Raw genomic sequence first — 26450 nt, forward strand, 5'->3', positions numbered from 1 at the left:
CACGGCAGGCGTGTGCGGTACGTGATCGGCGACGAGCCCGGCCAGGTCAACGGCATGCGATGGCGCACGGGGTCCGCGCTGTAGCGAGCCCCGGCCGACGTACCTGCACCACTCCTGTCGTACGTACGACCGCACGCCCGACCGCAACCGGTCGCGGCGGCGCTCCGCTCACGGCGCATACGGTGAACCCACCCATTGCAATGTCGAGGAGCACGTCGGATGTCATCTGACTTCTTCATTCCGGACCCGGAGGGTCTGATCCCCAGCGCCGAGGGGTACTTCGGTGCGTTCGGCGGCAAGTTCATCCCGGAGGCGCTCGTCGCCGCCGTGGACGAGGTCGCCGTCGAGTACGACAAGGCGAAGGCCGACCCGGCCTTCGCCGCCGAGCTCAACGAGCTCATGGTCAACTACACCGGCCGCCCCAGCGCGCTGACCGAGGTCCCGCGCTTCGCCGAGCACGCGGGCGGCGCCCGGATCTTCCTCAAGCGCGAGGACCTGAACCACACCGGCTCGCACAAGATCAACAACGTGCTGGGGCAGGCGCTGCTCACCAAGCGCATGGGCAAGACCCGGGTCATCGCCGAGACCGGAGCCGGCCAGCACGGCGTCGCCACCGCGACCGCCTGCGCGCTCTTCGGCCTCGAATGCACCATCTACATGGGTGAGATCGACACCGAGCGGCAGGCGCTGAACGTGGCGCGGATGCGCATGCTCGGCGCCGAGGTCATCGCCGTGAGGTCCGGCTCCAGGACCCTGAAGGACGCCATCAACGAGGCGTTCCGCGACTGGGTCGCCAATGTGGACCACACGCACTACCTCTTCGGCACCGTCGCCGGACCGCACCCCTTCCCCGTCATGGTCCGCGACTTCCACCGCGTCATCGGCGTCGAGGCCCGCCGCCAGATCCTGGAGCGGACCGGCCGGCTGCCGGACGCCGCCATCGCCTGCGTCGGCGGCGGCTCCAACGCCATCGGGCTCTTCCACGCCTTCATCCCGGACGCGCACGTCCGGCTGATCGGCTGCGAGCCCGCCGGACACGGTGTGGAGACCGGCGAGCACGCGGCGACCCTGACCGCGGGCGAGCCCGGCATCCTGCACGGCTCGCGCAGTTACGTCCTCCAGGACGACGAGGGCCAGATCACCGAGCCGTACTCCATCTCGGCCGGCCTCGACTACCCGGGCATCGGCCCGGAGCACGCGTACCTCAAGGACATCGGCCGCGGCGAGTACCGCGCGGTCACCGACGACGCCGCCATGCAGTCGCTGCGCCTCCTCTCCCGCACCGAAGGGATCATTCCGGCCATCGAGAGCGCCCACGCGCTGGCCGGAGCCCTGGAGGTCGGCAAGGAGCTCGGCAAGGACGGACTGCTCGTGGTCAATCTGTCCGGCCGCGGCGACAAGGACATGGACACGGCAGCCCGTTACTTCGGGCTGTACGACGAGGTCAATGGGGTCGTCGAGGCCGACGCGGCCGACGGGGAAGAGGAGGTCACCAAGTGAGCGGCAACGTGGAGTTGTTGAGTTCGTCCCTCGCGCAGGCGAAGGCGGAGAACAGGGCCGCGCTCATCGCGTACCTCCCGGCAGGCTTCCCGACCGTCGACGGCGCGATCGCCGCCGTGAAGGCCGTCGTGGCGGGCGGCGCGGACATCGTCGAGGTGGGGCTGCCGCACAGCGACCCGGTGCTGGACGGGCCGGTCATCCAGACGGCCGACGACATCGCCCTGCGCGGCGGTGTGAAGATCGCCGACGTGATGCGCACGGTCCGCGAGGCGTACGAGGCGACCGGTGTCCCGATCCTCGTCATGACGTACTGGAACCCGATCGACCGGTACGGTGTCGAGCGCTTCACGGCCGAGCTCGCCGAGGCGGGCGGCGCCGGGTGCATCCTGCCCGACCTGCCGGTCCAGGAATCCGAACTGTGGCGTGAACACGCTGACAAGCACGGTCTCGCGACCGTCTTCGTCGTCGCGCCGAGCAGCAAGGACGAGCGCCTCGCCACCATCACGGCGGTCGGCTCGGGCTTCGTCTACGCGGCCTCGCTGATGGGTGTCACGGGTACCCGCGAGTCCGTCGGCGAGCAGGCCCAGGACCTGGTCGCGCGCACACGTGCCACCACGTCCCTCCCCGTCTGCGTCGGACTCGGCGTCTCCAACGCCCGACAGGCCGCCGAGGTCGCGGGCTTCGCCGACGGGGTGATCGTCGGCTCGGCCTTCGTCAAGGGCATGCTCGACGCCCCCGACGAGGAGGCGGGCCTGGCCGCGGTCCGCTCCCTGGCGGGCGAACTCGCCGAAGGCGTTCGAAAGCGCTGAATCGGGTGTAATCCAAACGGGTGGACCTGGACCCGGGGAGGCACGCACGTGCCTCCCCGGGTCGTTGCTGCGGGTGTGAGCGAGAAGAACGAACAGGGAAAAAGAGCCGCGCGAGACCGGCTCGTCCAGCAGCGGGAGCGCCAGAAGGCGCGCGAGCGCCGCAGGCGGATGCTGATCGTCGGCGCCGGCCTGGTGGGTGTGCTGGCGCTGGCCGCCGTCGTCGGCGTGATCGCCGCGAACACGGGCGACAACGGCGGCAAGAGCAAGACGGCGGGCCCCGCCGTCGCGCCGTCCGGTGCGACCGGCAAGGACAGCCTGGCCATCCAGGTGGGTGCGGACAACGCCCCGTCCACGCTCACCGTCTGGGAAGACTTCCGCTGCCCGGTCTGCGCCCAGTTCGAGAACGCGTTCCGGGACACCATCCACCAGTTGGAGCGCACCGGACAGATCAAGGTCGAGTACCACCTCGCCACGATCATCGACCGGAATCTCGGCGGCAGCGGCTCGCTGCGGGCGGCCAACGCCGCGGCCTGCGCACAGGACGCCGGCAAGTTCTCCGCGTACCACGACGTCCTCTACCGCAACCAGCCGCAGGAGTCCGTCGACGCCTTCGCCGACAACGCCAAGCTGATCGAGCTCTCCGGGAAGGTCCCGGGACTCGAGACCGCCGGCTTCCGCGGCTGTGTGGAGGACGGCAAGCACGACAGCTGGGTCAAGAAGTCCAACACGGCGTTCCTGAAGGCCGGATTCGAGGGCACACCGACCGCACTGCTCAACGGCGAGTCGATCTTCCCGAAGAAGGGGAGCGAACCGATCACCGCGGCCAACCTGAAGAAGTGGGTCGCCGAGGCCAACAAGGGCAAGAAGCCGGGCACGGTCACCCCGGCGCCGTCGGGCTCCTGAGCGGCGTCCGACAGCGGGAACAAATGACCTGCCCGTTACCCAGACGTTGTCGGGTGGGTTGCCGTACGCCCCACCCGGCAAGGTAGCGTCGACCCTGCCATGGACCTTGCCTACATTCCCAGTCCGTCGACCGGCGTGATCGATCTCGGCCCGATCCCGCTCCGCGGCTACGCGTTCTGCATCATCATCGGTGTCTTCGTCGCCGTCTGGTTCGGCAACAAGCGCTGGATCGCCCGGGGCGGCAGAGCCGGCACCGTTGCCGACATCGCCGTCTGGGCCGTGCCCTTCGGCCTTGTCGGCGGCCGGCTCTATCACGTCATCACCGACTACCAGCTGTACTTCAGCGACGGTGAGAACTGGGTCGACGCCTTCAAGATCTGGCAGGGCGGCCTCGGCATCTGGGGTGCGATCGCGCTCGGCGCCGTCGGTGCCTGGATCGGCTGCCGCCGCCGCGGGATTCCGCTGCCGGCCTGGGCCGACGCGCTCGCCCCCGGTATCGCCCTGGCCCAGGCCTGCGGCCGTTGGGGCAACTGGTTCAACCAGGAGCTCTACGGCAAGCCGACCGATCTGCCGTGGGCGCTGAAGATCAGCGAGGGACCCAACCGGGTCGCCGGTACGTACCACCCGACGTTCCTGTACGAGTCGCTGTGGTGCATCGGCGTCGCCCTGCTGGTGATCTGGGCGGACCGGCGCTTCAGGCTCGGACACGGCCGGGCGTTCGCGCTGTACGTCGCCGCGTACTGCGCGGGGCGGGGCTGGATCGAGTACATGCGGGTCGACGAGGCCCACCACATCCTGGGCGTACGGCTCAATGTGTGGACCGCGGGGATCGTGTTCGTGCTGGCGGTGGCGTACATCGTGATCTCGGCGAAGGTACGGCCGGGGCGCGAGGAGATCGTGGAACCGAACGCGGTGGACGCCGAAGTCGACGAGGGCGCGGAGGGCGGTGACGTCGCGGGCGACGCGGACGGCGCCACCGTGTCCGACGCTGCCCCGGAGGCGGACGCGGACGGTGATGCCGGGCACGCCGAGGACAGTGCGGCAATGGCGCCGGAGAAGAACGGCACCGCGGAGGCGGCGAAGAACGGCTGAGCCGTGTGCGCTTGCAGGTGGGGCCCCGAACCGTATGGTTCGGGGCCCCACGCTTCATGCGGGCCCGCGACCGAGATCGTGTCCTCGATCCATGGCGTCGAGGGAGCGTGGGAGGAACCCCTCGGCGGGCTTGATTTCGGCCTTGCACCGTCGGTGTTCGCGGTCGCCGGGCGGAGGGACCGAACCCGCGCCTGTGCTCGAACGCCGGGTGGACAGAATCAAGCCCGCCCGTGCGATCGAGGACGGACCTCTCAGGTGGGTGGGACCGTGCCGGAACCCGTCCACACCTCACCCGCCACCCTGTGTCTGTGCCAGCGTCAGCGTGCGGCGGGCCGATGCCACTACCGCCGCGTCGACGAACCGGCCGTCGGGGAGAGCCAGCGCGCCCTCGTCCGTCACGGCCGCCGCCACGATCTCCTTCGCCGCCTCGACCTCCTGTGCCGTCGGGCGGAACGCCCGCTCGATGACCGGGAGCTGGCGGGGATGGATCGCCGCCCGGCCCAGGAAACCCAGCGCCCGGCCATGCGCGCAGGACGCCCGGAGGCCGTCCAGGTCCCGTACGTCCGGGAACACCGACTGGGTGGGTGGCGCGAGCCCGGCCGCGCGGGCGGCGACCACGACCCGGCTGCGCGACCAGTCGAGCCCGGCGTCCTCCCGCACCCCCAGATCGGCCCGGAGGTCCGCCTCGCCCAGGGCGATGGAGCGGACCTGGGGATGGGAGGCGGCAACCGTGTACGCGTGCTCGATGCCGAGCGCCGATTCCAGCAGCGGGCAGAGCGCGACCCCCGGTGCCACAGCCGCGATGTGATGGACGGACGCCGCATGCGTGATCTTCGGCAGCCGGAGTTCGGCGAGGCCCGGCAGCCCGGCCAGGGCGAGGATGTCCGCCTCGGTGTGGACCCGGACATGGATCGGCGCCGCCGTCTCCTCGACCGCCTCGGACAGGAGCTCGGCGGTGGCGGACCGTGCGTACTCCTTGCGGTCCGGCGCGACCGCGTCCTCCAGATCGACGATCACCACATCCGCTCCCGAGTCGCGCGCTTTGCGCACCACCTCGGGCCGGTCCCCGGGGACGTACAGCAAGGTGAGGGGGACCGTCGCCGTCACAGGACCTGCTCCGCCCGCAGCGCGGCGATCTCCGGGCCCGACAGACCCAGCCCGGTGAGGATCTCGTCGGTGTCCGCACCGTGCGGCCGGCCCGCCCAGCGGATCGCGCCCGGTGTCCCCGAGAGACGGAACAGGACGTTCTGCATCCGTAGTGGCCCCAGCTCCGGGTCGTCGACCTCGGTGATGGAGTCCAGGGCCCGGTACTGCGGGTCCTCCATCACGTCCCGGATGTCGTGGATGGGTGCGATCGCCGCCTCCGCCTTCTCGAACGCGGAGACCGCGTCCTCACGGGTGTGCCGGGCGATCCAGTCGCCCACCGCCGCGTCGAGCTCGTCGGAGTGCTCGGCGCGGGTGGTGCCGGAGCCGAACCAGGGTTCGTCGATCAGCTCGGCCCGGCCGACCAGACGCATGACGCGTTCGGCGATCGACTGCGCGGAGGTGGAGACGGCCACCCAGTGGCCGTCGGATGTGCGGTACGTGTTGCGCGGGGCGTTGTTCCGGGAGCGGTTGCCTGTGCGCGGTTGTACGTAGCCGAGCTGGTCGTACCAGACCGGCTGCGGGCCGAGCACCGTCAGAATCGGCTCGATGATCGCCATGTCGACGATCTGCCCCTCCCCGCTCCTGTCGCGTCCGGCGAGTGCGGCCATCACGGCGTACGCGGTGGCCAGTGCCGCGATCGAGTCGGCGAGCCCGAACGGCGGCAGCGTGGGCGGCCCGTCCGGTTCGCCGGTGATCGCGGCGAATCCGCTCATCGCCTCGGCCAGTGTGCCGAAACCGGGGCGGTGCGCGTACGGGCCGAACTGGCCGAAGCCGGTGACCCTGGCCAGCACCAGCCGGGGGTTGACGGCGTGCAGTTCCGCCCAGCCGAGGCCCCAGCGCTCCAGCGTCCCGGGCCGGAAGTTCTCGATGATCACATCGGTCCCGGCGGCCAGCCGGAGCAGGATGTCGCGCCCGCCGGGGCTGGACAGATCGAGCGTCAGATTGCGCTTGTTGCGGCCGAGCAGCTTCCACCACAGGCCGACGCCGTCCTTCGTGGGGCCGTGCCCGCGCGACGGATCCGGCTTGCGCGGATGTTCGACCTTGATCACCTCGGCGCCGAAGTCGCCGAGCATGGTGGCGGAGAGGGGGCCTGCGAAGAGCGTGGCGAGGTCGATGACCCGCAGTCCGGTCAGAGGTGCCTGCGCAGTCGCGTTCATGCGGCGTCGATCTCGCTGCGGTACGGCATGGAGGTCGAGGCGCCCGGCCTCTGTACGCAGAGCGCGGCGGCGGACGACGCCCACGCGATGGACTCCGGTACGGGCCGTCGCTCGCCGAGCGCCACGGCGAGCGTGCCGACGAAGGTGTCCCCGGCCCCGGTGGTGTCGACGGCGGTGACCTCGGGGGCGGGAAGGAGGATGGGTTCGCCGCCCCGGGCCGCGTAGAGGCAGCCCTTCGAGCCGAGTGTGACGACGACCGCCGGGACCTGGCTGAGCAGGATCTGTGCTGCCGCATGGGGATCCGCGGAGCCGGTGAGCTCGGCCGCCTCGTGCTCGTTGGGGATCAGCAGATCGATGCAGTCGAGGAGTTCGGAAGGCAGGGGCTGTACGGGGGACGGGGTGAGGATGGTCCGTACGCCCTGGGCGTGGGCCACCCGCGCGCCCTCCATCACGGCGGGCAGCGGCAGTTCCAACTGGAGGAGCAGCAGATCGGCCCCGGCGATGGCGGCCGATTCACCGGGGCCGAGAGCGGTGACGGTGCCGTTGGCGCCGGGGATCACCACGATGGAGTTGGAGCCCATGTCGTCGACGACGATGTGCGCGGTGCCGCTGGGGCCTTCCGCGGTGTGCAGCAGATCGGTGTCGACGCCGGCGTGCTCCAGGTTGGACCGCAGCAGGGTGCCGTACTCGTCGTCGCCGACCGCGCCGATCATCATCACCTCGCCGCCCGCGCGGGCGGCGGCGACGGCCTGGTTGGCGCCCTTGCCGCCGGGGATGGTGCGGAACTCCCGTCCGGTGACGGTCTCTCCGCGCTCCGGAGCCCGTGCGACGTATGCGACAAGGTCCATATTGGTGCTGCCGAGCACCGCGATGCCGGTCATGGGCGGTGTGCCTCCTTGTGGGTGAGCCGGTGGGTCTGTCCGGCGAGTGCGTCGAAGCCGATGGAGTCGAAACCGGGGACGGATGTGGCGAGGCGGTTCTTCAGCGGGGTGGTCCAGCGGTCGGGCAGCGCGTCGGGGCTCCCGGCCAGCAGACCGGCGAGCGAACCGGCAGTCGCGCCGTTCGAGTCGGTATCCCAACCACCCGACACGGCACGGCAGATGGAGTCGGAGAAGTCGCCGTCGGCGTGCGTGAGAGCGGCGGCGAGCAGTGCGGCGTTGGGCAGCACATGGACCCAGTGGTAGCCGCCGTACTCGGCGTGCAGCCGGTCGGCCACCGCGTCGAAGTCGCTCTCGCCGCGGGCCGCCCCGACGCCGAGGCGCACCGCGTGCGCGAACCGTGAACGCGGCGGGACCACACGCAGCCCGGCGGCCAGAGCGCCGTGCACACCACTCTCACCGCCGGCCGCCTCGGCGAGCGCCGCGGCGGTGAACATCGCTCCGTACACCCCGTTGGCGGTGTGAGTGAGGACGGCGTCCCGGTGTGCCTGCTCCGCCGCGGCCGACGGGTCGCCCGGATGCGTCCAGCCGTGCACATCGGCCCGGATCTGGGCACCGATCCACTCCCGGAACGGGTTGCGGTACCTGGCGGTGTGCGGGGGCTCGATCCCGTCGAGCAGGTTGCGGTACGCGATCCGCTCGGCGGTGAACGTCCGGCCGGCCGGGAGTTCGTCGAGCCAGAGCCGGGCGAGATCGCAGGTGGTGAAGGACGGGCCGTACCGCTGGAGCAACAGGAGGGTGAGGAGCGGGTGGTTGAGGTCGTCATCCTCCGGCATGCCGTCGATGTTCTCGGCCAGGGAGGTGGGTGCGGAGCGTCGGTTCCAGGGGTAGGTGGCGGCGAGTTCGGCGGGCAGCCCCTTGGCGGTGAACCAGGTGGCCAGCGGCCAGTTGCCGGTGGCGCGTGCCAGTGCGCGGATGCCGGCGAGCGGCAGTTTCTCGACGGGTTTGCCGAGCAGGCAGCCCGCGGCCCGGCCCAGCCAGGCGGCGTGCAGGCGGTCCTGACTCACCGGCGGCGGGTCCGTGCGGGGGGCCGGCCAGTCCGGGCAGGCGGCCCGGATCGCGGTCAGCTCCGTCGGCTCGTCAGCCTCCAACGGTGATTCCAGCAGAGCGAGTTCGTCGAGCAGTCGTTCGGCGAGCGCGCGCAGCTCGGGTGCCGCAGGGGGTCGACGCGCCCGCGCGCTCCGGGGCGGGGGCGCCGCCCGCCTCGTACCACCGGCGCGCGATGGCTCGCGCGTCCCGTCCGTCCTCGGCCGCCTGGCGCAGCTCGTGCCCGACCAGGTCCTCGGGCTGCACCCACGTCACCCGTACCTTCATGGCGTACCCACCAGCGCGGCGAACGCCGACTCGTGCGCACGGCGCCGGGCCGTGTCCCGTACGAACACGTCGCGGGAGACGTCGGCCAGGGTCCGGGCGGGGGCGTGCAGATCGAGCCGGCTGGCCTCGGCGACCGTTCTCACCCAGGCGGCGGGGATCGCCCGCTCCCCGTGGAGCGCGCCCGCGATCGCGCCGCTCATCGTGGCGATCGAGTCGCAGTCCCGGCCGTAGTTGACCGAGCCGAGGACGGCGTGCCGGTAGTCGCCGTCCGCGACCAGCAGCATGCCGAGCGCGATGGGGAGCTCCTCGATGGAGTGCAGCCGGGACGGCCGGCGGGCGCCGAGGGACGGGGCGCGGTAGTCGGGGCCGACGGTGTCGAAAGGCGCGACGGCGGTACGCAGCGGGGCCAGCGCCGACTCGAAGTCACGGTGCCGTACGGCCACTTCGCACACCGCCTCGATGGCGGCGCGCGTCCCGTCCTTGGCGAGCGACAGACAGGTGTCGACGACGGTGGCGGGCGTCGCGTCCGGGGCGCAGGCGGCGGCGACGGCCGCCGCGAGGACTCCGGCCGCCTCCCTGCCGTACGAGGACTGATGGGCACCGGCGATATCCAGCGCCTCGGCGTACGCGGCCTGCGGGTGGGCGGCGTTGACCAGACCGACCGGTGCCATGTACATCGCCGCACCGCAGTTGACGATGTTTCCGGAGCCCGCCTCGCGCGGATCGACATGCCCGTAGTGCAGCCGCGCGACGATCCACTTCTCGGCGAGGAAGATCCGCTGGAGCGGCAGCGCGTCGGCCTCCAGCTCCGGGATCCAACGGGGGGTGGAGATCAGCTCCGGCACGAGATGGTCGGCGATCGCGTACGCGTCGAGATGGTCGCGCACGGTGCCGTACACCCGTACCAGCGCATGGGTCATCAAAGTGTCGTCGGTGACGTGTCCGTCGCCCTTGTGGTACGGGGCGATGGGGCGGGCGGTACGCCAGTCGTCGCCGTCCCACGGGCCGACGATGCCGCTGATCCGCCCGCCGTGGCGTGCCACGATCTGCTCGGGGGGCCGGCCCTCGACCGGACCGCCGAGCGCGTCGCCGACCGCGGCGCCGACGAGCGCTCCCGTGATCCGTTCATCAAGTGTGAGTGCCGTGGTCCTCGCCTCGGACCGCGTGGGCGTCGTGGATGTCATGTCCGAATTGTCCACCCGTGGGCTTCGGTTCCGCGTCTGCCAGCAACCCGGCGAGTTCGACGAGATCGGTCCCCGCGAGTCGGGGCAGCGCGCACCCCGCCAGCGTGCGGCAGGCCTCCCGCCAGCCGTCCGGGAGGGCGCCGATGCCGCCGAGCGCGCCGGTCAGAGCGCCGGCCAGCGCGGGCGCCGAGTCGGCCACCCGTGACAGGCAGGCAGCTGCGGGAATGGCCTGGGCGATCTGGCCGCGGGCCGCGGTGGCCAGGGCGAGGGCGACCGGGACGGTCTCCGCGGCGGCGATCCCGTAGCTGTAGACGTGGTCCACGATCTGATGTTCCAGCACCGGCACGAGGGCGAACGCGCCGGCCGCCTCGCCGACGAAGTCGCGGGCGATCCGGACGGCGTGGGCGGCGTTGCGGGCGATCTCCGTGCCGTCGGGGAGCTGGGCGAGCGCGGCGTTCACCGCGGTGTCCACGTCCGCACCGCCCAGGGCCTCGGCGATCGCGGCCGCCATCGCGCGGGCACCGTGCACACCGTCGCCGTCCTGGGTGTAGCGGGCGTCGAACTCGGCGAGGTCGGCGGCTGCGGCGGGGTCCGCGGGGTGGACGACGGCGAGCACGGCGGCCCGTACGCAGGCCGCGTCGTCGAAGTAGTGCGGGTTGTCGTGCCCGGTGGCGGGCGGGCGCAACCCGGCGGCGAGATTGCCGAGCCCGGCCCGCACCGAGATCCGGGCGCGCAGGGGGAGCACCGCGGACTCGACCTCGGGGGCACGGGCGGCAGCCGCGGCGACCTCGGCCGCCAGAGCGTTCCAGGCGACGTCGATGGCGGCCCGCATCCGGCGTTCGGGGGACAGCCCGTGCAGCGGACCGGCCGCCGAGGTGAGCACGGTCCCGGCGGCGAATGCCGCCCATTCGGCGTCGTCGGAGGGCCCGAGGCGCAGGGGTTCGGGCGGCTGGTTGAGCGCGATGGGTACGGGCAGCGTGGTCGTGGCGTTCTGCTCGGCGAAGGTGTCGAGCTCCCGGGTGAGGCGCCGGGTCCACTCGGGCATCCTGGCGGCCCGGTGCCGCGCGGCCGGCCACCCGGCGGCGTCCCCGGAGGCGAGCCCGAGCAACAATCCCTCGGTCCGGGCCCTGCGCCCGGGGGCGGGCCGGGTGCGGATACGGGAGGCATCGTGCGGGGCGTCCCGGTGGGGGCCCTCCTGAGTGCCGCGCGCGGTGGTCATCACTCCACCACCGTTGCGCCCGTGATGGGGGAGACTGCGGACAGGGTGCCGGGCGGCGCGTACTCGGTGCCGGTGCCGGCGCCCCGCGCCGGGTCGCCCTCCGGCGTACCGGCGTCGTCCCGCGCGCCCTTGTACACCTCGTCCGCGTCGTCCGGGGTGAGCAACTCCGCGATGTCCAGGACGTGGTAGCCCCGCATCGACGGCAGGCAGGTGCCCCGGACCGGGCCGATCGCCTCCCCCCAGTGCCGCGGAATCGTGGACGCCCCATGCAGGGCGCCGGCCAGGGCCCCCGCCACCGCGGCCGTCGTGTCCGCGTCGCGGCCCATGTTGACCGCGGTCAGCACCGCCGTACGGAAGTCGCCGCGCGCCGCCGCGAACGCGCCGAAGGCCAGACCGACCGCCTCGGGCGCCAGGTCCGTCCACGGATAGCCGCCGACGACGACCGCGGAGCGCACCGCGCGTTCCCCGGTGAGCCGGTCGGGGTACGTGCGCTGTGCGGCCGCCACCGCGCGCCGCAGCGAGCGCGCTGTCCAGGAGTCCATGGGAATGACGGACAGCGCGGCGGCGATCACCGACGCGACCCCGGCGCCCACCATCGCGGCGGCCACCCCGGCCGCCACCGCCTGGCCGCCGTAGATGCCCTCCCCGTCATGGCTGACCCGCCCGTCCACCGCGACCAGCCGCGCCGCCTCGTCCGGCCGGCCCGCCGCGAAGACGCCGAACGGCGCCGCCCGCATCGCCAGGCCGTCGCTCCAGGCATGCCGGTGCTGGGCGGAGATCGGGGCGGCGAGGCCCCGGCGCAGATTCTCCAGGGTGCCCCGCTCACTGAACCCGGCGCCGCGGAACGGCCCCTCGTCCAGGTCGGCGATCCACAGATGCCAGGCCCGCTCCACATGGGTGACGGTCAGCGCCGAACCGTGCCGGGCGAGCAGCAGCCCGGAGAAGATCGCGTACTCCGTGTCGTCCGTTCCCGCGGGGTCGTCGCTCACGAAGCCCTCGATCCGGCCCCAGCGACGACGGATCTCGGACGGCCGCAGATTCTCCGCCGGTGCGCCCAGCGCGTCACCGACCGCGAGACCGAGCAGGGAGCCCCGGGCCCGGTCGCCCAGGTCTCCCCGCGACACCTCGCCCCGGTCCGTCGCCGCCCCGTCCCGCCGCCTCCGTACCGCCCGTTCGCGGCTCTGCCGGATTTCCTGCAGTCAACCCCATCGCGTCGACCCTTCGCTCACACCGAGCCAGTTCTCGTGCCTGCTCGATCTGTGCCACGCGGAGCCCCGACAGAGGCCGATAATCGCAACAAAAGGGCCAGTCGGATGACGGCTCAGAGGCGGTAAGTCAGGCCGTACTCACCTGGTCACAGGGGCAGGTAAGTACGGCCTGCCTTGCTGGCGGGGGGCCATTTTCGTGCGTACTTTCGATGGTGTTGAGCGGGGGCGGAGCGCGTGAAACCCGCTGCCGGAGAAGGGGAGAGCTGTGTCCATCATCGAGACCGACGCCGTACTGCACGAGGCGCACCGCGACAACCACAGCCACCGCGATGTGAACGGTGGCTGGCTGCGCCCGGCAGTGTTCGGTGCCATGGACGGGCTGGTCTCCAACCTCGCGCTGATGACCGGCGTCGCGGGCGGTGCCGTCTCCCAGCAGACGATTGTGATCACCGGTCTGGCGGGCCTGGCCGCCGGTGCGTTCTCCATGGCGGCCGGCGAATACACCTCCGTCGCCTCGCAGCGCGAGCTCGTCGAGGCCGAACTCGACGTCGAGCGGCGCGAGTTGCGCAAGCACCCCAAGGACGAGGAGCGGGAGCTCGCCGAGCTCTACGAGTCCCGTGGCGTCGAGCCCGAGCTCGCCCGCGAGGTCGCACGGCAGCTGTCGCGCGACCCGGAGCAGGCCCTGGAGATCCATGCCCGCGAGGAGCTCGGCATCGACCCGGGCGATCTGCCCTCGCCGCTCGTCGCCGCCGTGTCATCGTTCGGTGCGTTCGCGCTGGGCGCCCTGCTGCCCGTACTGCCGTATCTGCTCGGTGCGAGTGCGCTGTGGCCGGCCGTGCTGCTCGCGCTGGTCGGGCTGTTCGCCTGCGGTGCGGTGGTGGCCAGGGTGACGGCGCGCAGCTGGCTGTACAGCGGGCTGCGTCAGCTGGTGCTGGGCGGGGCCGCGGCGGCGATCACCTACGGTCTGGGCACGTTGTTCGGTGTGGCCGTCGGAGGCTAGGGCTCCGCGGCAGGAGCGTGACATCGGGCCCGTCCGGCTGAAGGCTTTGTCCTCCAGATGCCGGACGGGCTTCAGCCCGGCCGGCAAATGGGAGGTCGGGCTTGTTTCCGTCATGCGTCCGCCATCCGTGTGACGTACGTCTTGGCTTCCGCCTCTGGGCTGACGGCTTTCCCCGGCGTAAAATGAGTCTCTATACAAGGCTGCGCATAATTAGCCGTTACCTGGCGGTTTCGTTTCCTTTGCCGCCGGGCATGAGCCGTAGACACCGCGGGCAACGACGCCTGCTCTCTGCGGTCCCCCGGGCGCCGATTCCTCCGACTGCGACCCACCCTCACCGCCTCATCCGGTGTCCGCATGTTGGAACGGGCTATCCACTTCTTGAGAAGCGCCCCATCATGTAACCCGCACGAAATTTCGCAGAGGGCCAACGTCGTCCCTCGGCACTGCATATGCCACGACGACGACGGGAGAGCCGATGCGTACCGACGCCTGGTCGCCCATGGACGGTCGCCCCGCCCAGCAGGGGATGTACGACCCCCGTAACGAGCACGACGCCTGTGGCGTCGGGTTCGTGGCCACTCTGACCGGTGTGGCCAGCCATGAGCTGGTCGAGCAGGCGCTGACCGTACTGCGCAACCTCGAACACCGCGGTGCCACCGGATCCGAGCCCGACTCCGGTGACGGCGCCGGAATCCTCCTCCAGGTCCCGGACGCCTTCCTCCGCGACGAGGCCGCCTTCGACCTCCCGGAGGCCGGTGCCTACGCCGTCGGTATCGCCTTCCTCCCCGCGGACGACTCCACCGAGGCCGTCCGGAAGCTTGAGAAGATCGCCGCCGAGGAGGGCCTCAAGGTCCTCGGCTGGCGCCAGGTCCCGGTCACCCCGGACATCCTCGGCAAGGGCGCCCGCGCCACCATGCCCGAGTTCCGCCAGCTCTTCGTCGCGGACGGCGAGAGCACCGGCATCGCGCTCGACCGCAAGGCCTTCGTGCTGCGCAAGCGCGCCGAGCGGGAGGCCGGGGTGTACTTCCCCTCGCTCTCCGCCCGCACGATCGTCTACAAGGGCATGCTCACCACCGGGCAGCTGGAGCCGTTCTTCCCCGACCTCTCCGACCGCCGCTTCGCCACCGCCGTCGCACTGGTCCACTCGCGGTTCTCCACCAACACATTCCCGAGCTGGCCGCTCGCCCACCCGTACCGCTTCGTCGCGCACAACGGCGAGATCAACACGGTCAAGGGCAACCGCAACTGGATGAAGGCCCGCGAGTCCCAGCTCGCCACCAGCCTCTTCGGGGCTGCGCAGCTGGACCGGATCTTCCCCGTCTGTACCCCGGACGCCTCCGATTCCGCCTCCTTCGACGAGGTCCTGGAGCTGCTCCACCTCGGTGGCCGTTCGCTGCCGCACTCGGTGCTGATGATGGTTCCCGAGGCGTGGGAGAACCACGACTCGATGGACCCGGCCCGGCGCGCCTTCTACCAGTACCACTCCACGATGATGGAGCCCTGGGACGGCCCGGCCTGCGTCACCTTCACCGACGGCACCCAGGTCGGCGCGGTCCTGGACCGCAACGGTCTGCGCCCCGGCCGCTACTGGGTCACCGACGACGGCCTCGTCGTGCTCTCGTCCGAAGTGGGTGTCCTGGACATCGACCCCGCGAAGGTCGTCCGCAAGGGCCGCCTCCAGCCCGGGAAGATGTTCCTCGTCGACACGGCCGAGGGCCGCATCATCGAGGACGACGAGATCAAGGCCGCGCTCGCCGCCGAGCAGCCGTACCAGGACTGGCTGGAGGCCGGCGAGATCGAGCTGGAGGACCTCCCCGAGCGGGAGCACATCGTGCACACGCACGCCTCCGTCACCCGTCGCCAGCAGACCTTCGGCTACACCGAAGAAGAGCTCCGCGTCATCCTCGCGCCGATGGCCCGCACCGCCGGCGAGCCGCTCGGCTCGATGGGCACGGACTCGCCGATCGCCGCGCTCTCCGAGCGCCCCGGCTGCTCTTCGACTACTTCACCCAGCTGTTCGCACAGGTCACCAACCCGCCGCTGGACGCCATCCGCGAGGAGCTCGTCACCTCGCTGCGCTCCACGCTCGGCCCGTCGGGCAACCTGCTGGAGCCGACCGCCGCCTCGTGCCGCAGCGTCACGCTGCCGTTCCCGGTGATCGACAACGACGAGCTGGCCAAGCTGATACACATCAACGCCGACGGCGACATGCCGGGCATGAAGGCCGCCACGCTCTCCGGTCTCTACCGGGTCGGCGGCGGCGGCGAAGCCCTTGCCGCGCGGATCGAACAGATCTGCGCCGAGGTCGACGCCGCCATAGAGGACGGCGCCCGCCTGGTCGTCCTCTCCGACCGGCACTCCGACGCCGAGCACGCCCCGATCCCGTCGCTGCTGCTCACCTCGTCCGTCCACCACCACCTCATCCGCACCAAGCAGCGCACCCAGGTGGGTCTGCTGGTCGAGGCCGGGGACGTCCGCGAGGTCCACCACGTCGCGCTGCTGATCGGCTACGGCGCCGCCGCGGTCAACCCGTACCTGGCGATGGAGTCCGTCGAGGACCTGGTCCGCGCCGGTACGTTCATCGAGGGCATCGAGCCCGAGAAGGCCATCCGGAACCTGATCTACGCGCTCGGCAAGGGCGTCCTGAAGGTCATGTCCAAGATGGGCATCTCGACCGTCGCCTCCTACCGGGGTGCCCAGGTCTTCGAGGCCGTCGGCCTGGACGAGGACTTCGTCGCGAAGTACTTCCACGGCACCGCGACCAAGATCGGCGGCGCCGGACTCGATGTCGTCGCCAAGGAGGTCGCCGCCCGGCACGCCAAGGGCTACCCCGCCTCCGGCATCTCCGCCTCGCACCGCGCGCTGGAGATCGGCGGCGAGTACCAGTGGCGCCGCGAGGGCGAGCCGCACCTGTTCGACCCGGAGACGGTCTTCCGCCTCCAGCACGCCACGCGCAACAAGCGGTACGACATCTTCAAGAAGTACACGGACCGGGTGAACGAGCAGTCCGAGCGCCTGATGACGCTGCGTGGTCTGTTCGGCTTCAAGAGCGACCGCGAGGCGATCCCGGTCGACGAGGTCGAGTCCGTCTCCGACATCGTCAAGCGCTTCTCCACCGGCGCCATGTCGTACGGCTCGATCTCCCGTGAGGCGCACGAGACCCTCGCCATCGCCATGAACCAGCTGGGCGGCAAGTCCAACACCGGTGAGGGCGGCGAGGACGCCGACCGGCTCTACGACCCGGCGCGCCGCTCGTCGATCAAGCAGGTCGCCTCCGGCCGCTTCGGTGTGACCAGCGAGTACCTGGTCAACGCGGACGACGTCCAGATCAAGATGGCGCAGGGTGCCAAGCCCGGCGAGGGCGGCCAGCTGCCCGGCCACAAGGTCTACCCGTGGGTCGCGAAGACCCGGCACTCCACCCCGGGTGTCGGTCTGATCTCCCCGCCGCCGCACCACGACATCTACTCCATCGAGGACCTGGCTCAGCTGATCCACGACCTCAAGAACGCCAACCCGGCGGCCCGCATCCATGTGAAGCTGGTCTCCGAGGTCGGTGTCGGCACGGTTGCCGCGGGTGTCTCCAAGGCGCACGCGGACGTCGTCCTGATCTCCGGCCACGACGGCGGAACGGGCGCATCCCCGCTCACCTCGCTGAAGCACGCGGGCGGCCCCTGGGAGCTCGGCCTCGCCGAGACCCAGCAGACCCTGCTGCTCAACGGTCTGCGTGACCGGATCGTCGTGCAGACCGACGGCCAGTTGAAGACCGGCCGCGATGTCGTCATCGCCGCGCTGCTGGGCGCCGAGGAGTTCGGTTTCGCGACCGCGCCGCTCGTCGTCTCGGGCTGCGTCATGATGCGGGTCTGCCACCTGGACACCTGCCCGGTCGGCATCGCCACCCAGAACCCGGTCCTGCGGAGTCGGTTCTCCGGCAAGGCCGAGTACGTCGTCAACTTCTTCGAGTTCATCGCCCAGGAAGTCCGTGAGCTCCTCGCCGAGCTGGGCTTCCGTACGATCGAAGAGGCCGTCGGCCACGCCGAGCTGCTCGACACCGACCGTGCGATCACGCACTGGAAGGCGCAGGGCCTCGACCTGGAGCCGCTGTTCTACGTTCCCGAGCTGCCCGAAGGTGCCGTCCGGCACCAGCTGGTCGAGCAGGACCACGGTCTCGCCAAGGCCCTCGACAACGAGCTGATCAAGCTCGCCGCCGACGCCCTGAACGCGGAGAGCGCCGAGGCCGCCCAGCCGGTCCGGGCCCAGATCGCGATCCGGAACATCAACCGGACCGTCGGCACCATGCTCGGCCACGAGGTGACGAAGAAGTTCGGCGGTGCCGGCCTGCCGCAGGACACCATCGACGTCACCTTCACCGGCTCCGCCGGCCAGTCGTTCGGCGCGTTCCTGCCGAGCGGTGTGACGCTGCGCCTGGAGGGCGACGCCAACGACTACGTCGGCAAGGGCCTCTCCGGCGGCCGCGTCATCGTCCGCCCGGACCGTGGCGCCGACCACCTCGCCGAGTACTCCACCATCGCGGGCAACACCATCGCCTACGGCGCCACCGGCGGCGAGCTGTTCCTCCGCGGCCGGACCGGCGAGCGGTTCTGCGTCCGTAACTCCGGCGCGACGGTCGTCTCGGAAGGCGTGGGCGACCACGGCTGCGAGTACATGACCGGCGGGCACGCCGTCGTGCTCGGCGAGACCGGACGCAACTTCGCCGCAGGCATGTCGGGCGGCGTCGCGTACGTCGTCGACCTGAACCGCGACAACGTCAACGTCGGCAACCTCGGTGCGATCGAGACCCTCTCCGACACCGACAAGCAGTGGCTGCACGATGTGGTGCGCCGCCACCAGGAGGAGACCGGTTCCACGGTCGCCGAGAAGCTGCTTGCCGAGTGGGACAGCGCCGACGGCGGTGTCTCCCGCTTCAGCAAGATCATCCCATCCACCTACAAGGCAGTGCTCGCCGCCAAGGACGCCGCTGAGCTCGCCGGTCTTTCCGAACAGGAGACCACCGAGAAGATGATGGAGGCGGCGACCAATGGCTGACCCCAAGGGCTTCCTGACCACCGGGCGCGAGGTCGCCGAGACCCGCCCCGTGGGCGAGCGCGTCAAGGACTGGAACGAGGTCTACGTTCCGGGCTCGCTGCTCCCGATCATCAGCAAGCAGGCCGGCCGCTGCATGGACTGCGGCATCCCGTTCTGCCACAACGGCTGCCCGCTCGGAAACCTCATCCCCGAGTGGAACGACTACGCCTACCGCGAGGACTGGACTGCGGCGTCCGAGCGCCTGCACGCCACGAACAACTTCCCGGAGTTCACCGGGCGGCTCTGCCCGGCCCCGTGCGAGTCGGCGTGTGTGCTCGGCATCAACCAGCCGGCCGTCACCATCAAGAACGTCGAAGTCTCCATCATCGACAAGGCGTGGGACAGCGGCGACGTCACCCCGCAGCCGCCCGAGCGGCTCTCCGGCAAGACCGTCGCCGTCATCGGCTCGGGCCCGGCGGGTCTCGCCGCGGCCCAGCAGCTGACCCGGGCCGGCCACACGGTCGCCGTCTTCGAGCGCGCGGACCGCATCGGAGGTCTTCTCCGGTACGGCATCCCCGAGTTCAAGATGGAGAAGTCGCACATCAACCGCCGCATCGAGCAGATGCGCGCGGAAGGCACCAAGTTCCGTACGGAGGTGGAGATCGGCAAGGACATCGACGCCGCCAAGCTCCGCCGCCGGTACGACGCGGTCGTCATCGCCGCCGGTGCCACCGTCTCCCGCGATCTGCCCGTCCCGGGCCGTGAGCTGAACGGCGTGCACTTCGCCATGGAGTACCTGCCGCTCGCCAACAAGGTGCAGGAGGGCGACCTGACGGTCTCCCCGATCACCGCCGAGGGCAAGCACGTCGTCGTCATCGGCGGCGGCGACACCGGCGCCGACTGCGTCGGCACCGCCCACCGCCAGGGCGCGCTCTCCGTCACCCAGCTGGAGATCATGCCGCGGCCGGGTGAGGACCGGAACGCCAACCAGCCCTGGCCGACCTTCCCGATGCTCTACAAGGTCACCTCCGCGCACGAGGAGGGCGGCGAGCGCGTGTACTCCGTCTCCACCACCCACTTCGAGGGCGACGAGGACGGCAACGTCCAGGCCCTGCACCTGATCGAGGTGGAGTTCAAGGACGGCAAGCTGGAGCAGAAGCCCGGCACCGAGCGGAAGATTCCCGCACAGCTCGTCACCCTCGCGATGGGCTTCACCGGCACCGACCAGTCCAACGGCCTGGTCCAGCAGTTCGGCCTGGAGCTCGACGAGCGCGGTAATGTCGCGCGCGACGCGGACTACGCCACCAACGTCGGCGGAGTCTTCGTCGCCGGTGACGCGGGCCGCGGTCAGTCCCTCATCGTGTGGGCCATCGCCGAGGGCCGCTCCGCGGCGCGCGGTGTGGACCGCTTCCTGACCGGAGCCAGCGAACTGCCAGCCCCGATCCGCCCGACGGACCGTGCCCTGACGGTCTGATCACGGCACACAAAGACGTCCCGTACAAAGGCGTACGGAACTGAACGCGGCGCCTGCCCGTCCCCGACCGGACGATCTCGGCAGGCGCCGTGGCGCATCCGGGGACGGGCGCAGGCTCAGCCCGTCAGCGCGGACGTCTTGAGCACCACCAGCAGCATCAGTACGGCGAGCAGCACCACACCCGCGGCGGCCTGGATCGTCGTACGCCGCTTCGCCGGGGCGTACGCGTAAGCGACCGTGACGATGCCCCCCGTCAGCAGCCCGCCCAAGTGGCCCTGCCACGAGGTGAATCCGGCGGAAATCAGCATCCAGATCAGGAACCCGGCCATGAACCGGTTCACCGCCTGCATGTCCCGGCCGAGGCGCCGGTTGATGACGTAGAACGCCGCGCCGAGACCGAAGATCGCACCCGAGGCACCCACCGCGCCGTCGAACGGCGCGATCAGATACACCAGGACCGAACCGCCCAGCGCGGACAGCAGATACAGCGCGAGGTACCGGGCACGGCCCAGTTGCCCCTCGACGACCCGGCCCAGGTTCCACAGCGCGTACATGTTGAAAAGGATGTGCAGCACCCCGAACGGCAGCGAGCCGAAGGACGACGCGTCCGGCGGGAGATGCAGGAAGGCCCCGGTCAGCAGCCGGTACCACTCGCCGTCCACCACACCGGTCACATCGAAGCCGGGGAAGCCACCTTCCTGGTAGACGTACTGGCTCCCGTCCGGACCGGTCAGTCCCGCACCGAGCATCGCGAACCGGTCGACGATCCCCGGACGGACCAACTCGCCCAGATACACAAGGATGTTGAGACCCATCAGGATGTAGGTGACGAGCGGCACAGCGGCCCTCGACACCGCGCCGCCGAACACCGTGCGCGCCTGCCGGACCGAGCGTTGCCCCTCCTTCACGCACTCCACGCAGTGGTGACCGACGGCGGCCTCACGCATGCAGTCGGGGCAGATGAACCGCTCGCAGCGGGTGCAGCTCACATACGTCTCGTAGGACGGATGGCGGTAACAGGTGGTGATCGCGGCCTCCACGGCGCGGCTCCTTCACGGGTGGGCGGACACGAGCGGCCGGTGGGGACGGCGGCGATCAAGATAGCGAACACCGCCGACCCGGGTATATCCGGGTGCCTTACGCTCAGGGTTCTGAGACATCGAGGATCGGAGCATCCGCATGGTCGGCTCGTCCGCCGCAAGAGGTCCGGCCATCAGCCTCCGCAAGATGGAGGAGACCGCCCCCGCACTGGTAAGCCTCTACAAGAGCGCCTCGGTCTCGCTGACGAAGTACGGCATGGGCGGGGAGCGCGCAGCGGTCTATCTGGTGCTCGACTACTCCGGCTCCATGATGGAGTACTACAAGGACGGCAGCGTCCAGGCCCTGGCGGACCGGGTGCTGGGTCTCTCGGCGCATCTGGACGACGACGGCCGCGTCCCCGTCCTCTTCTTCTCCACGGACATCGACGCCGTCACCGACATAGCCCTGGACAACCACCGCGGCCGGGTCGACGAGATCGTGGCCGGCCTGGGGCACATGGGGAAGACCAGCTACCACCTGGCCATGGACGCGGTCATCGACCACTACATCGACGGCGGCTCGACCGCCCCCGCGCTCGTCGTCTTCCAGACGGACGGCGGCCCGATCAGCAAGCACGCGGCGGAACGCTATCTGTGCAAGGCGGCGAAACTGCCACTGTTCTGGCAGTTCATCGGCTTCGGCAACAAGCGGAGTACGCAGTTCGACTTCCTGCACAAGCTCGACGAACTGGCCGTGCCCGCCAAGCGCCCCATCGACAACGCCGGCTTCTTCCACGCCGGACTCGACCCGCGCAAGGTCCCGGACGCCGAACTGTACGACCGGCTGGTCGCCGAATTCCCGCAGTGGCTGGCCGCGGCCCGGGCACAGGGGATCGTCAAGTGACGGCCCGGGTGCTGCGGGCGGCCGACCGTACCGCCACGCCCTGGAAGAACGGCGGGGGAGTCACCCGGGAGATCGCGGCGTACCCCGAGGGTGCGCCGCTGGACGCCTTCGACTGGCGGGTCAGCCTTGCCGAGGTGTCCCAGGACGGGCCGTTCTCCTCGTTCCCCGGGGTCGACCGCACGCTGACCGTGGTCGAGGGCGCCGGGATGGACCTCATGGTGGGCGGCGAGCACCACATCGTCGACGAGCAGTACTGGCCGCACGACTTCCCCGGTGACCTGGAGACGGAGGGCCGGCTGCTCGGCGGCCCGGTCGTGAACTTCAATGTGATGTACCGCAGGGAGCGTACGAGCGCGGAGGTCGCGGTGGTACGCGGCACCGTCCGGCTGTCGGTGCCCGAGGGCGGAGCGGTTCTGGCCGTCGCGCTGGAGGACGGTGCGGTGGTCGACGGCTCGGGCATCGAACTCGACCGCTACGACGCGCTGTTGATGCGGGAGGGAACGCCGGGCGTGCTCCGGACCCAGGGCTGGGCCCTGCTGGTCACCCTGTCGGACGGATGACGGGCACCCGGCGGACGGCGGGAGCCCGGAAGCTGCGCGGACGATCGGGTGCGGCCGGGAAAAGCAGACAGAAGATGTCGGGATTCCAAGGTTCCATGGACGCATGACATCGAGTTCCTGGGAAGAGTTCCAGTCGGCGGAGCCGGCCTTCGCCGACACCGTCCGTACCCGCTTCCAGCAGTACAAGCACCACGTCCTGGCGACCCTGCGCAAGGACGGATCACCGCGCGTGACCGGCCTCGAAGTGGATTTCCGGCTGGGTGAGCCGTTCCTCGGCATGATGCCGAACTCGCGCAAGGCGCTGGACCTGCTGCGCGATCCGCGGTTCGCGATGCAGGCCAACCCCGGACCGGACGCCGAGATGGCCGACGGGGACGTCCGGCTCTCCGGCCGCGCGGTGGAGGTGACCGACCCCGCCGTGCTGGGCCGCTTCATCGAGGAGGTGAAGCCGCCGGAACCCTTCCATCTCTTCCGGGTGGAGCTGACCGAGGTGGCACGCACCGGTCTCGAAGGCGGCGACACCCTGGTCATCCAGGTGTGGCGCCCCGGTCACCCGCTGCGCACCTTCCGAAGGGGCAACGACGAGGGCTCACTGAGCGAGATCCTCTGAGGAGGGCGCCCGCATCGTCATCGGCGACGCGCACGCCCGCCGGCTGAACGCGCACACCCGCCGGCTGACCGCCGGCGGCCACTCCTCGTACATGACGGGCGAAGTCGTCTCCGCCGGCAACCGGCATGCCTGACGGGAGGACGGCCGGGCGGAGAATGGGCGGGTGCCTACCAAGAAGAAGCCCCAGGTGACCCCCTCGCCCGAGCGCCGCCGCGAACTGCTCGCCACCGCCGCCGAGGTGTTCGCCGCGCAGGGATACAACGCCACCACCGTCCGCAAGATCGCGGACGCGGCCGGGATGCTCGCGGGCAGCCTCTACTACCACTTCGATTCCAAGGAATCGATGATCGACGAGATCCTCTCGACCTTCCTCACCGAACTCTGGGACGGGTACGACGCGGTGCTGGCCGCCGGACTCGGCCCCCGGGAGACCATCGAGGCCCTCGTCACCGAGTCCTTCCGGGAGATCGACCGGCACCGCGCCGCCGTCGCCATCTACCAGAAGGAGTCCAAGCACCTGGCCACCCAGCCACGCTTCCAGTACCTCGTCGACTCCCAGCAGAAGTTCGAGAAGGCCTGGCTCGGCACGCTGGAACGCGGCGTCGCCGACAAGACCTTCCGCGCCGACCTCGACATCCGCCTCACCTACCGCTTCGTCCGCGACACCGTCTGGGTCGCGGCGTCCTGGTACCGGCCGGGCGGACAGCACAGCCCCGAGGAGATCGCCCGCCAGTACCTCTCGATGGTTCTGGACGGCATCGCCCTCGACACCTGACCCCACCCGGGCTCACCGGGGAGCAGAAGTCATGGCCGAGGCACACATCGCCGCCGCCCTGCTCATCGCCTCCGAGCGCGCCGTGGCCGAGCACGGTCTCACCCCGCGCGTCCGCATCCACCACCTGTCGGTGCGCGGCGAGGACCCGATCCGCATGCTGTCCGGCGCCGATCCCGGCCACCGCGCACGCGCTCAAAAAGAGCGGGATGACCATCGGCGACATCGACCTGGGCGAGATCGACGAGGCATTCGCCCCGGTCGTCCTGGCCTGGCTGAAAGAAACCGGAGCCGACCCGGACAAGGTCAACGTCAACGGCGGCGCGATCGCCCTGGGTCACCCGCTCGGCGCAACCGGTACAAAACTGATGACGACGCCGCTGCACGAACTGGAGCGCGCCGGCGGCCGCTACGGGCTGCAGAGCATGTGCGAGGGCGGCGGCCAGGCCGACGTGACGATCACCGAACGGCTCGGACCTCCGCTCCGGCCCCTGACCGGCCTACCGACCAGGTCACCGAACCGCTACGGCACGGCTCCTGGAACAGTTTCGGCAGAGTTCCGAGCTCCCTCCGGGGCAGTTACCCCAAGGGCCCGGGCAGAAAATCCGTCGGCCGGCGGCGCGGCGTGTTCCACCGCCGGTCGGCAGAACGTGCTACGGTTGCCGAGTTGCAGTTTTGGTACCCATGAACTTTATGTGCGCCTGACGGGAATGCTTCCTCAGGCGCATTATTGTTTTCCGGCTTTCTCCGGATGGGGCTCAATGCGGCGACTTGGAATTCGTAAAGTGCGGATTTCCGGCACTGCACCTCTTTTAGGAGAATGACATGGCTACTGGAACCGTGAAGTGGTTCAACTCGGAAAAGGGCTTCGGCTTCATCGAGCAGGACGGCGGCGGCGCCGACGTCTTCGCCCACTACTCCAACATCGCCACCTCGGGCTTCCGTGAGCTCCAGGAAGGCCAGAAGGTCTCCTTCGACGTCACGCAGGGCCAGAAGGGCCCGCAGGCGGAGAACATCGTCCCGGCCTGATTGCCGGACGCGTACCTCGCAGCCGGGGCCCGCACCGTGAAGGTGCGGGTCCCGGCTTGTGCTGTCCCCGGGACATGGCGAAGAAACGCGCCGTCCCGCAGAGCTCCCCAGCAGTCCCACGCAGTTCCCAGGAATCCCTAGGAATCCTCAGGAATCCCCCAGGAGGGCAATTCCGTATGACCCGCTCCGAACGCCAGGACCGACCCGCCCGCAACCGCCCGTCGAGGGGGCGCGGCACGGCCCCGGCAAAGGCAACCGCTAAGGGTTCCGGCAAGGGATCCGGCAAGGCGTCGCCCCGTCGCAGGGCCACGCCGCCGCAGGGCGAATTCGCCCTGCCCGAAACCATGACCCCCGCACTGCCCGCCGTCGAGGCGTTCGCCGAGCTGGACATGCCCGCAGCCCTGCTGAAAACCCTTGCCGCGCAGGGCGTCACCGATCCGTTCCCGATCCAGGGCGCCACCCTGCCGAACTCGCTCGCCGGCCGGGACATCCTCGGCCGCGGCCGCACCGGGTCCGGCAAGACCCTCGCCTTCGGCCTCGCGTTGCTGGCCCGCACCGGTGGACGGCGCGCGGAGCCGCGCGCCCCGCTCGCACTGGTTCTCGTCCCGACCCGTGAGCTCGCCCAGCAGGTCACCGACGCGCTGACGCCGTACGCGACGTCCGTGAACCTGCGCCTGGCCACCGTCGTCGGCGGCATGTCGATCAGCAAGCAGTCCGGCACGCTGCGCCGCGGCGCCGAGGTGCTCGTCGCCACGCCCGGACGGCTGAAGGACCTCATCGAGCGCGGCGACTGCCGCCTCGACCAGGTCGCCATCACCGTCCTCGACGAGGCCGACCAGATGGCGGACATGGGCTTCATGCCGCAGGTCGTCGCGCTGCTCAAGCAGGTCGAGCCGGACGGTCAGCGGATGCTCTTCTCCGCGACCCTGGACAAGAACATCGACCGGCTGGTCAAGATGTTCCTGACCGACCCGGTCGTGCACTCGGTCGACCCGTCCGCGGGCGCGGTCACCACCATGGAGCACCATGTGCTGCACGTGGCCGACGAGACCGACAAGAAGGCCGTCGCCACCAGGATCGCCGCCCGCGACGGCCGGGTGATCATGTTCGTGGACACCAAGCGTGCGGCCGACCGCTTCGCCAAGCGGCTGCTCGCCAGCGGTGTACGGGCTGCTGCCCTGCACGGCGGGCGTTCGCAGCCGCAGCGCAACCGGACGCTGGACCAGTTCAAGAACGGCCAGGTCACCGCGCTCGTCGCGACCAATGTGGCAGCGCGCGGCATTCATGTCGACGACCTCGACCTGGTCGTGAACGTGGACCCGCCGACCGATCACAAGGACTACCTCCACCGTGGCGGGCGCACGGCGCGTGCCGGGGAGTCCGGCAGCGTCGTCACCCTGGTGCTGCCGGAGGAGAAGCGGGAGATGACCCGGCTGATGGCCGATGCGGGCATCGCTCCGCGGACCACCCGGATCAAGTCCAGCGACGAGGAACTCACCCGGATCACCGGGGCCCGTGAGCCGTCCGGCGTCGCGATCGTCATCGAGGTTCCCCAGCCGACCCCGCCGAACGCCGCGTACGCGGTCGGGC

General features: G+C 70.6%; 19 protein-coding genes and 3 pseudogenes. 14 read left to right on the top strand and 8 right to left on the bottom strand.

What is annotated here, in order from left to right; all coding sequences use genetic code 11:
* Positions 1-219 precede the first annotated feature (219 nt).
* From trpB to lgt, 4 genes are all read left to right on the top strand, one after another.
* Positions 220-1500, top strand: coding sequence for a tryptophan synthase subunit beta (gene trpB, locus GA0115254_RS14145; RefSeq protein ID WP_093895625.1), 1281 nt, complete (start codon positions 220-222; stop codon positions 1498-1500).
* Positions 1497-2309, top strand: coding sequence for a tryptophan synthase subunit alpha (gene trpA, locus GA0115254_RS14150; protein ID WP_093895626.1), 813 nt, complete (start codon positions 1497-1499; stop codon positions 2307-2309). The genes trpB and trpA overlap by 4 nt, the downstream gene beginning before the upstream one ends.
* A gap of 75 nt (positions 2310-2384) precedes the next feature.
* Positions 2385-3212: a DsbA family protein gene (locus tag GA0115254_RS14155; protein WP_093895627.1), complete on the top strand. Its 828-nt coding sequence runs from the start codon at positions 2385-2387 to the stop codon at positions 3210-3212.
* A gap of 99 nt (positions 3213-3311) precedes the next feature.
* Positions 3312-4304 carry a prolipoprotein diacylglyceryl transferase gene (gene lgt, locus GA0115254_RS14160; protein ID WP_093895628.1) on the top strand — a complete coding sequence of 331 codons (993 nt, stop codon included), beginning with the start codon at positions 3312-3314 and terminating at the stop codon, positions 4302-4304.
* 288 nt (positions 4305-4592) lie between these two features.
* On the opposite strand, the gene GA0115254_RS14165 is transcribed toward lgt, so the two are convergent.
* From GA0115254_RS14165 to GA0115254_RS14195, 7 genes and pseudogenes are all read right to left on the bottom strand, one after another.
* Positions 4593-5411, bottom strand: a complete 819-nt coding sequence (locus tag GA0115254_RS14165; protein WP_093895629.1) for an HpcH/HpaI aldolase/citrate lyase family protein — start codon at positions 5409-5411, stop codon at positions 4593-4595.
* Complete coding sequence (locus GA0115254_RS14170; RefSeq protein WP_093895630.1) at positions 5408-6607, bottom strand: CaiB/BaiF CoA transferase family protein; 1200 nt, start codon at positions 6605-6607, stop codon at positions 5408-5410. Before GA0115254_RS14170 ends, GA0115254_RS14165 begins: the two co-directional genes overlap by 4 nt.
* A complete protein-coding gene (rbsK, locus tag GA0115254_RS14175; RefSeq protein WP_093895631.1) occupies positions 6604-7488 on the bottom strand; it encodes a ribokinase in 885 nt (294 codons plus the stop codon). Before rbsK ends, GA0115254_RS14170 begins: the two co-directional genes overlap by 4 nt.
* Positions 7485-8859, bottom strand: a pseudogene (locus tag GA0115254_RS14180) (ADP-ribosylglycohydrolase family protein). Before GA0115254_RS14180 ends, rbsK begins: the two are co-directional and overlap by 4 nt.
* Positions 8856-10043 carry an ADP-ribosylglycohydrolase family protein gene (locus GA0115254_RS14185; protein ID WP_093895632.1) on the bottom strand — a complete coding sequence of 396 codons (1188 nt, stop codon included), beginning with the start codon at positions 10041-10043 and terminating at the stop codon, positions 8856-8858. Before GA0115254_RS14185 ends, GA0115254_RS14180 begins: the two are co-directional and overlap by 4 nt.
* Positions 9988-11262, bottom strand: a complete 1275-nt coding sequence (locus GA0115254_RS14190; RefSeq protein ID WP_256102572.1) for an ADP-ribosylglycohydrolase family protein — start codon at positions 11260-11262, stop codon at positions 9988-9990. Before GA0115254_RS14190 ends, GA0115254_RS14185 begins: the two co-directional genes overlap by 56 nt.
* Complete coding sequence (locus tag GA0115254_RS14195; RefSeq protein ID WP_256102573.1) at positions 11262-12386, bottom strand: ADP-ribosylglycohydrolase family protein; 1125 nt, start codon at positions 12384-12386, stop codon at positions 11262-11264. The genes GA0115254_RS14190 and GA0115254_RS14195 overlap by 1 nt, the downstream gene beginning before the upstream one ends.
* Positions 12387-12735: 349 nt before the next feature.
* On the opposite strand from GA0115254_RS14195, the gene GA0115254_RS14200 reads away from it, so the two are divergent.
* The 3 genes and pseudogenes from GA0115254_RS14200 (at position 12736) to GA0115254_RS14210 (ending at position 19966) form a co-directional block, all read left to right on the top strand.
* Positions 12736-13470 carry a VIT1/CCC1 transporter family protein gene (locus GA0115254_RS14200; protein WP_093895633.1) on the top strand — a complete coding sequence of 245 codons (735 nt, stop codon included), beginning with the start codon at positions 12736-12738 and terminating at the stop codon, positions 13468-13470.
* A 475-nt stretch (positions 13471-13945) separates the two neighbouring features.
* A pseudogene (gene gltB, locus GA0115254_RS14205) lies at positions 13946-18513 on the top strand (glutamate synthase large subunit).
* Entirely contained in the window at positions 18506-19966 is a 1461-nt protein-coding gene (locus GA0115254_RS14210; RefSeq protein ID WP_093895634.1) for a glutamate synthase subunit beta, read from the top strand. The pseudogene gltB and the gene GA0115254_RS14210 overlap by 8 nt, the downstream one beginning before the upstream one ends.
* 116 nt (positions 19967-20082) lie before the next feature.
* On the opposite strand, the gene GA0115254_RS14215 is transcribed toward GA0115254_RS14210, so the two are convergent.
* Complete coding sequence (locus GA0115254_RS14215) at positions 20083-21006, bottom strand: rhomboid family intramembrane serine protease (RefSeq protein ID WP_093895635.1); 924 nt, start codon at positions 21004-21006, stop codon at positions 20083-20085.
* 187 nt (positions 21007-21193) lie between these two features.
* Here GA0115254_RS14215 and GA0115254_RS14220 point away from each other — a divergent pair, with 187 nt between their 5' ends.
* The 7 genes and pseudogenes from GA0115254_RS14220 to GA0115254_RS14250 form a co-directional block, all read left to right on the top strand.
* On the top strand, positions 21194-21889 hold the full coding sequence (locus tag GA0115254_RS14220) for a vWA domain-containing protein (protein ID WP_370740874.1): 696 nt from the start codon (positions 21194-21196) through the stop codon (positions 21887-21889).
* A complete protein-coding gene (locus GA0115254_RS14225) occupies positions 21886-22449 on the top strand; it encodes a HutD/Ves family protein (protein WP_093895637.1) in 564 nt (187 codons plus the stop codon). The genes GA0115254_RS14220 and GA0115254_RS14225 overlap by 4 nt, the downstream gene beginning before the upstream one ends.
* A 103-nt stretch (positions 22450-22552) precedes the next feature.
* Positions 22553-23059, top strand: a complete 507-nt coding sequence (locus GA0115254_RS14230) for a pyridoxamine 5'-phosphate oxidase family protein (RefSeq protein ID WP_093895638.1) — start codon at positions 22553-22555, stop codon at positions 23057-23059.
* Positions 23060-23222: 163 nt separating this feature from the next.
* Entirely contained in the window at positions 23223-23834 is a 612-nt protein-coding gene (locus GA0115254_RS14235; protein ID WP_176740119.1) for a TetR/AcrR family transcriptional regulator, read from the top strand.
* Positions 23835-23883: 49 nt separating this feature from the next.
* Positions 23884-24304 (top strand): annotated as a pseudogene (locus GA0115254_RS14240) (acetyl-CoA C-acetyltransferase); the annotation flags it as partial.
* Between the two features lie 352 nt (positions 24305-24656).
* Positions 24657-24860: a cold-shock protein gene (locus tag GA0115254_RS14245; protein WP_003969786.1), complete on the top strand. Its 204-nt coding sequence runs from the start codon at positions 24657-24659 to the stop codon at positions 24858-24860.
* 176 nt (positions 24861-25036) lie between these two features.
* A partial coding sequence (locus tag GA0115254_RS14250) for a DEAD/DEAH box helicase (RefSeq protein ID WP_093895639.1) occupies positions 25037-26450 on the top strand: 1414 nt, incomplete at its 3' end.

The sequence above is a fragment of the Streptomyces sp. Ncost-T10-10d genome (genome assembly GCF_900091955.1).
Lineage (GTDB): Bacteria > Actinomycetota > Actinomycetes > Streptomycetales > Streptomycetaceae > Streptomyces.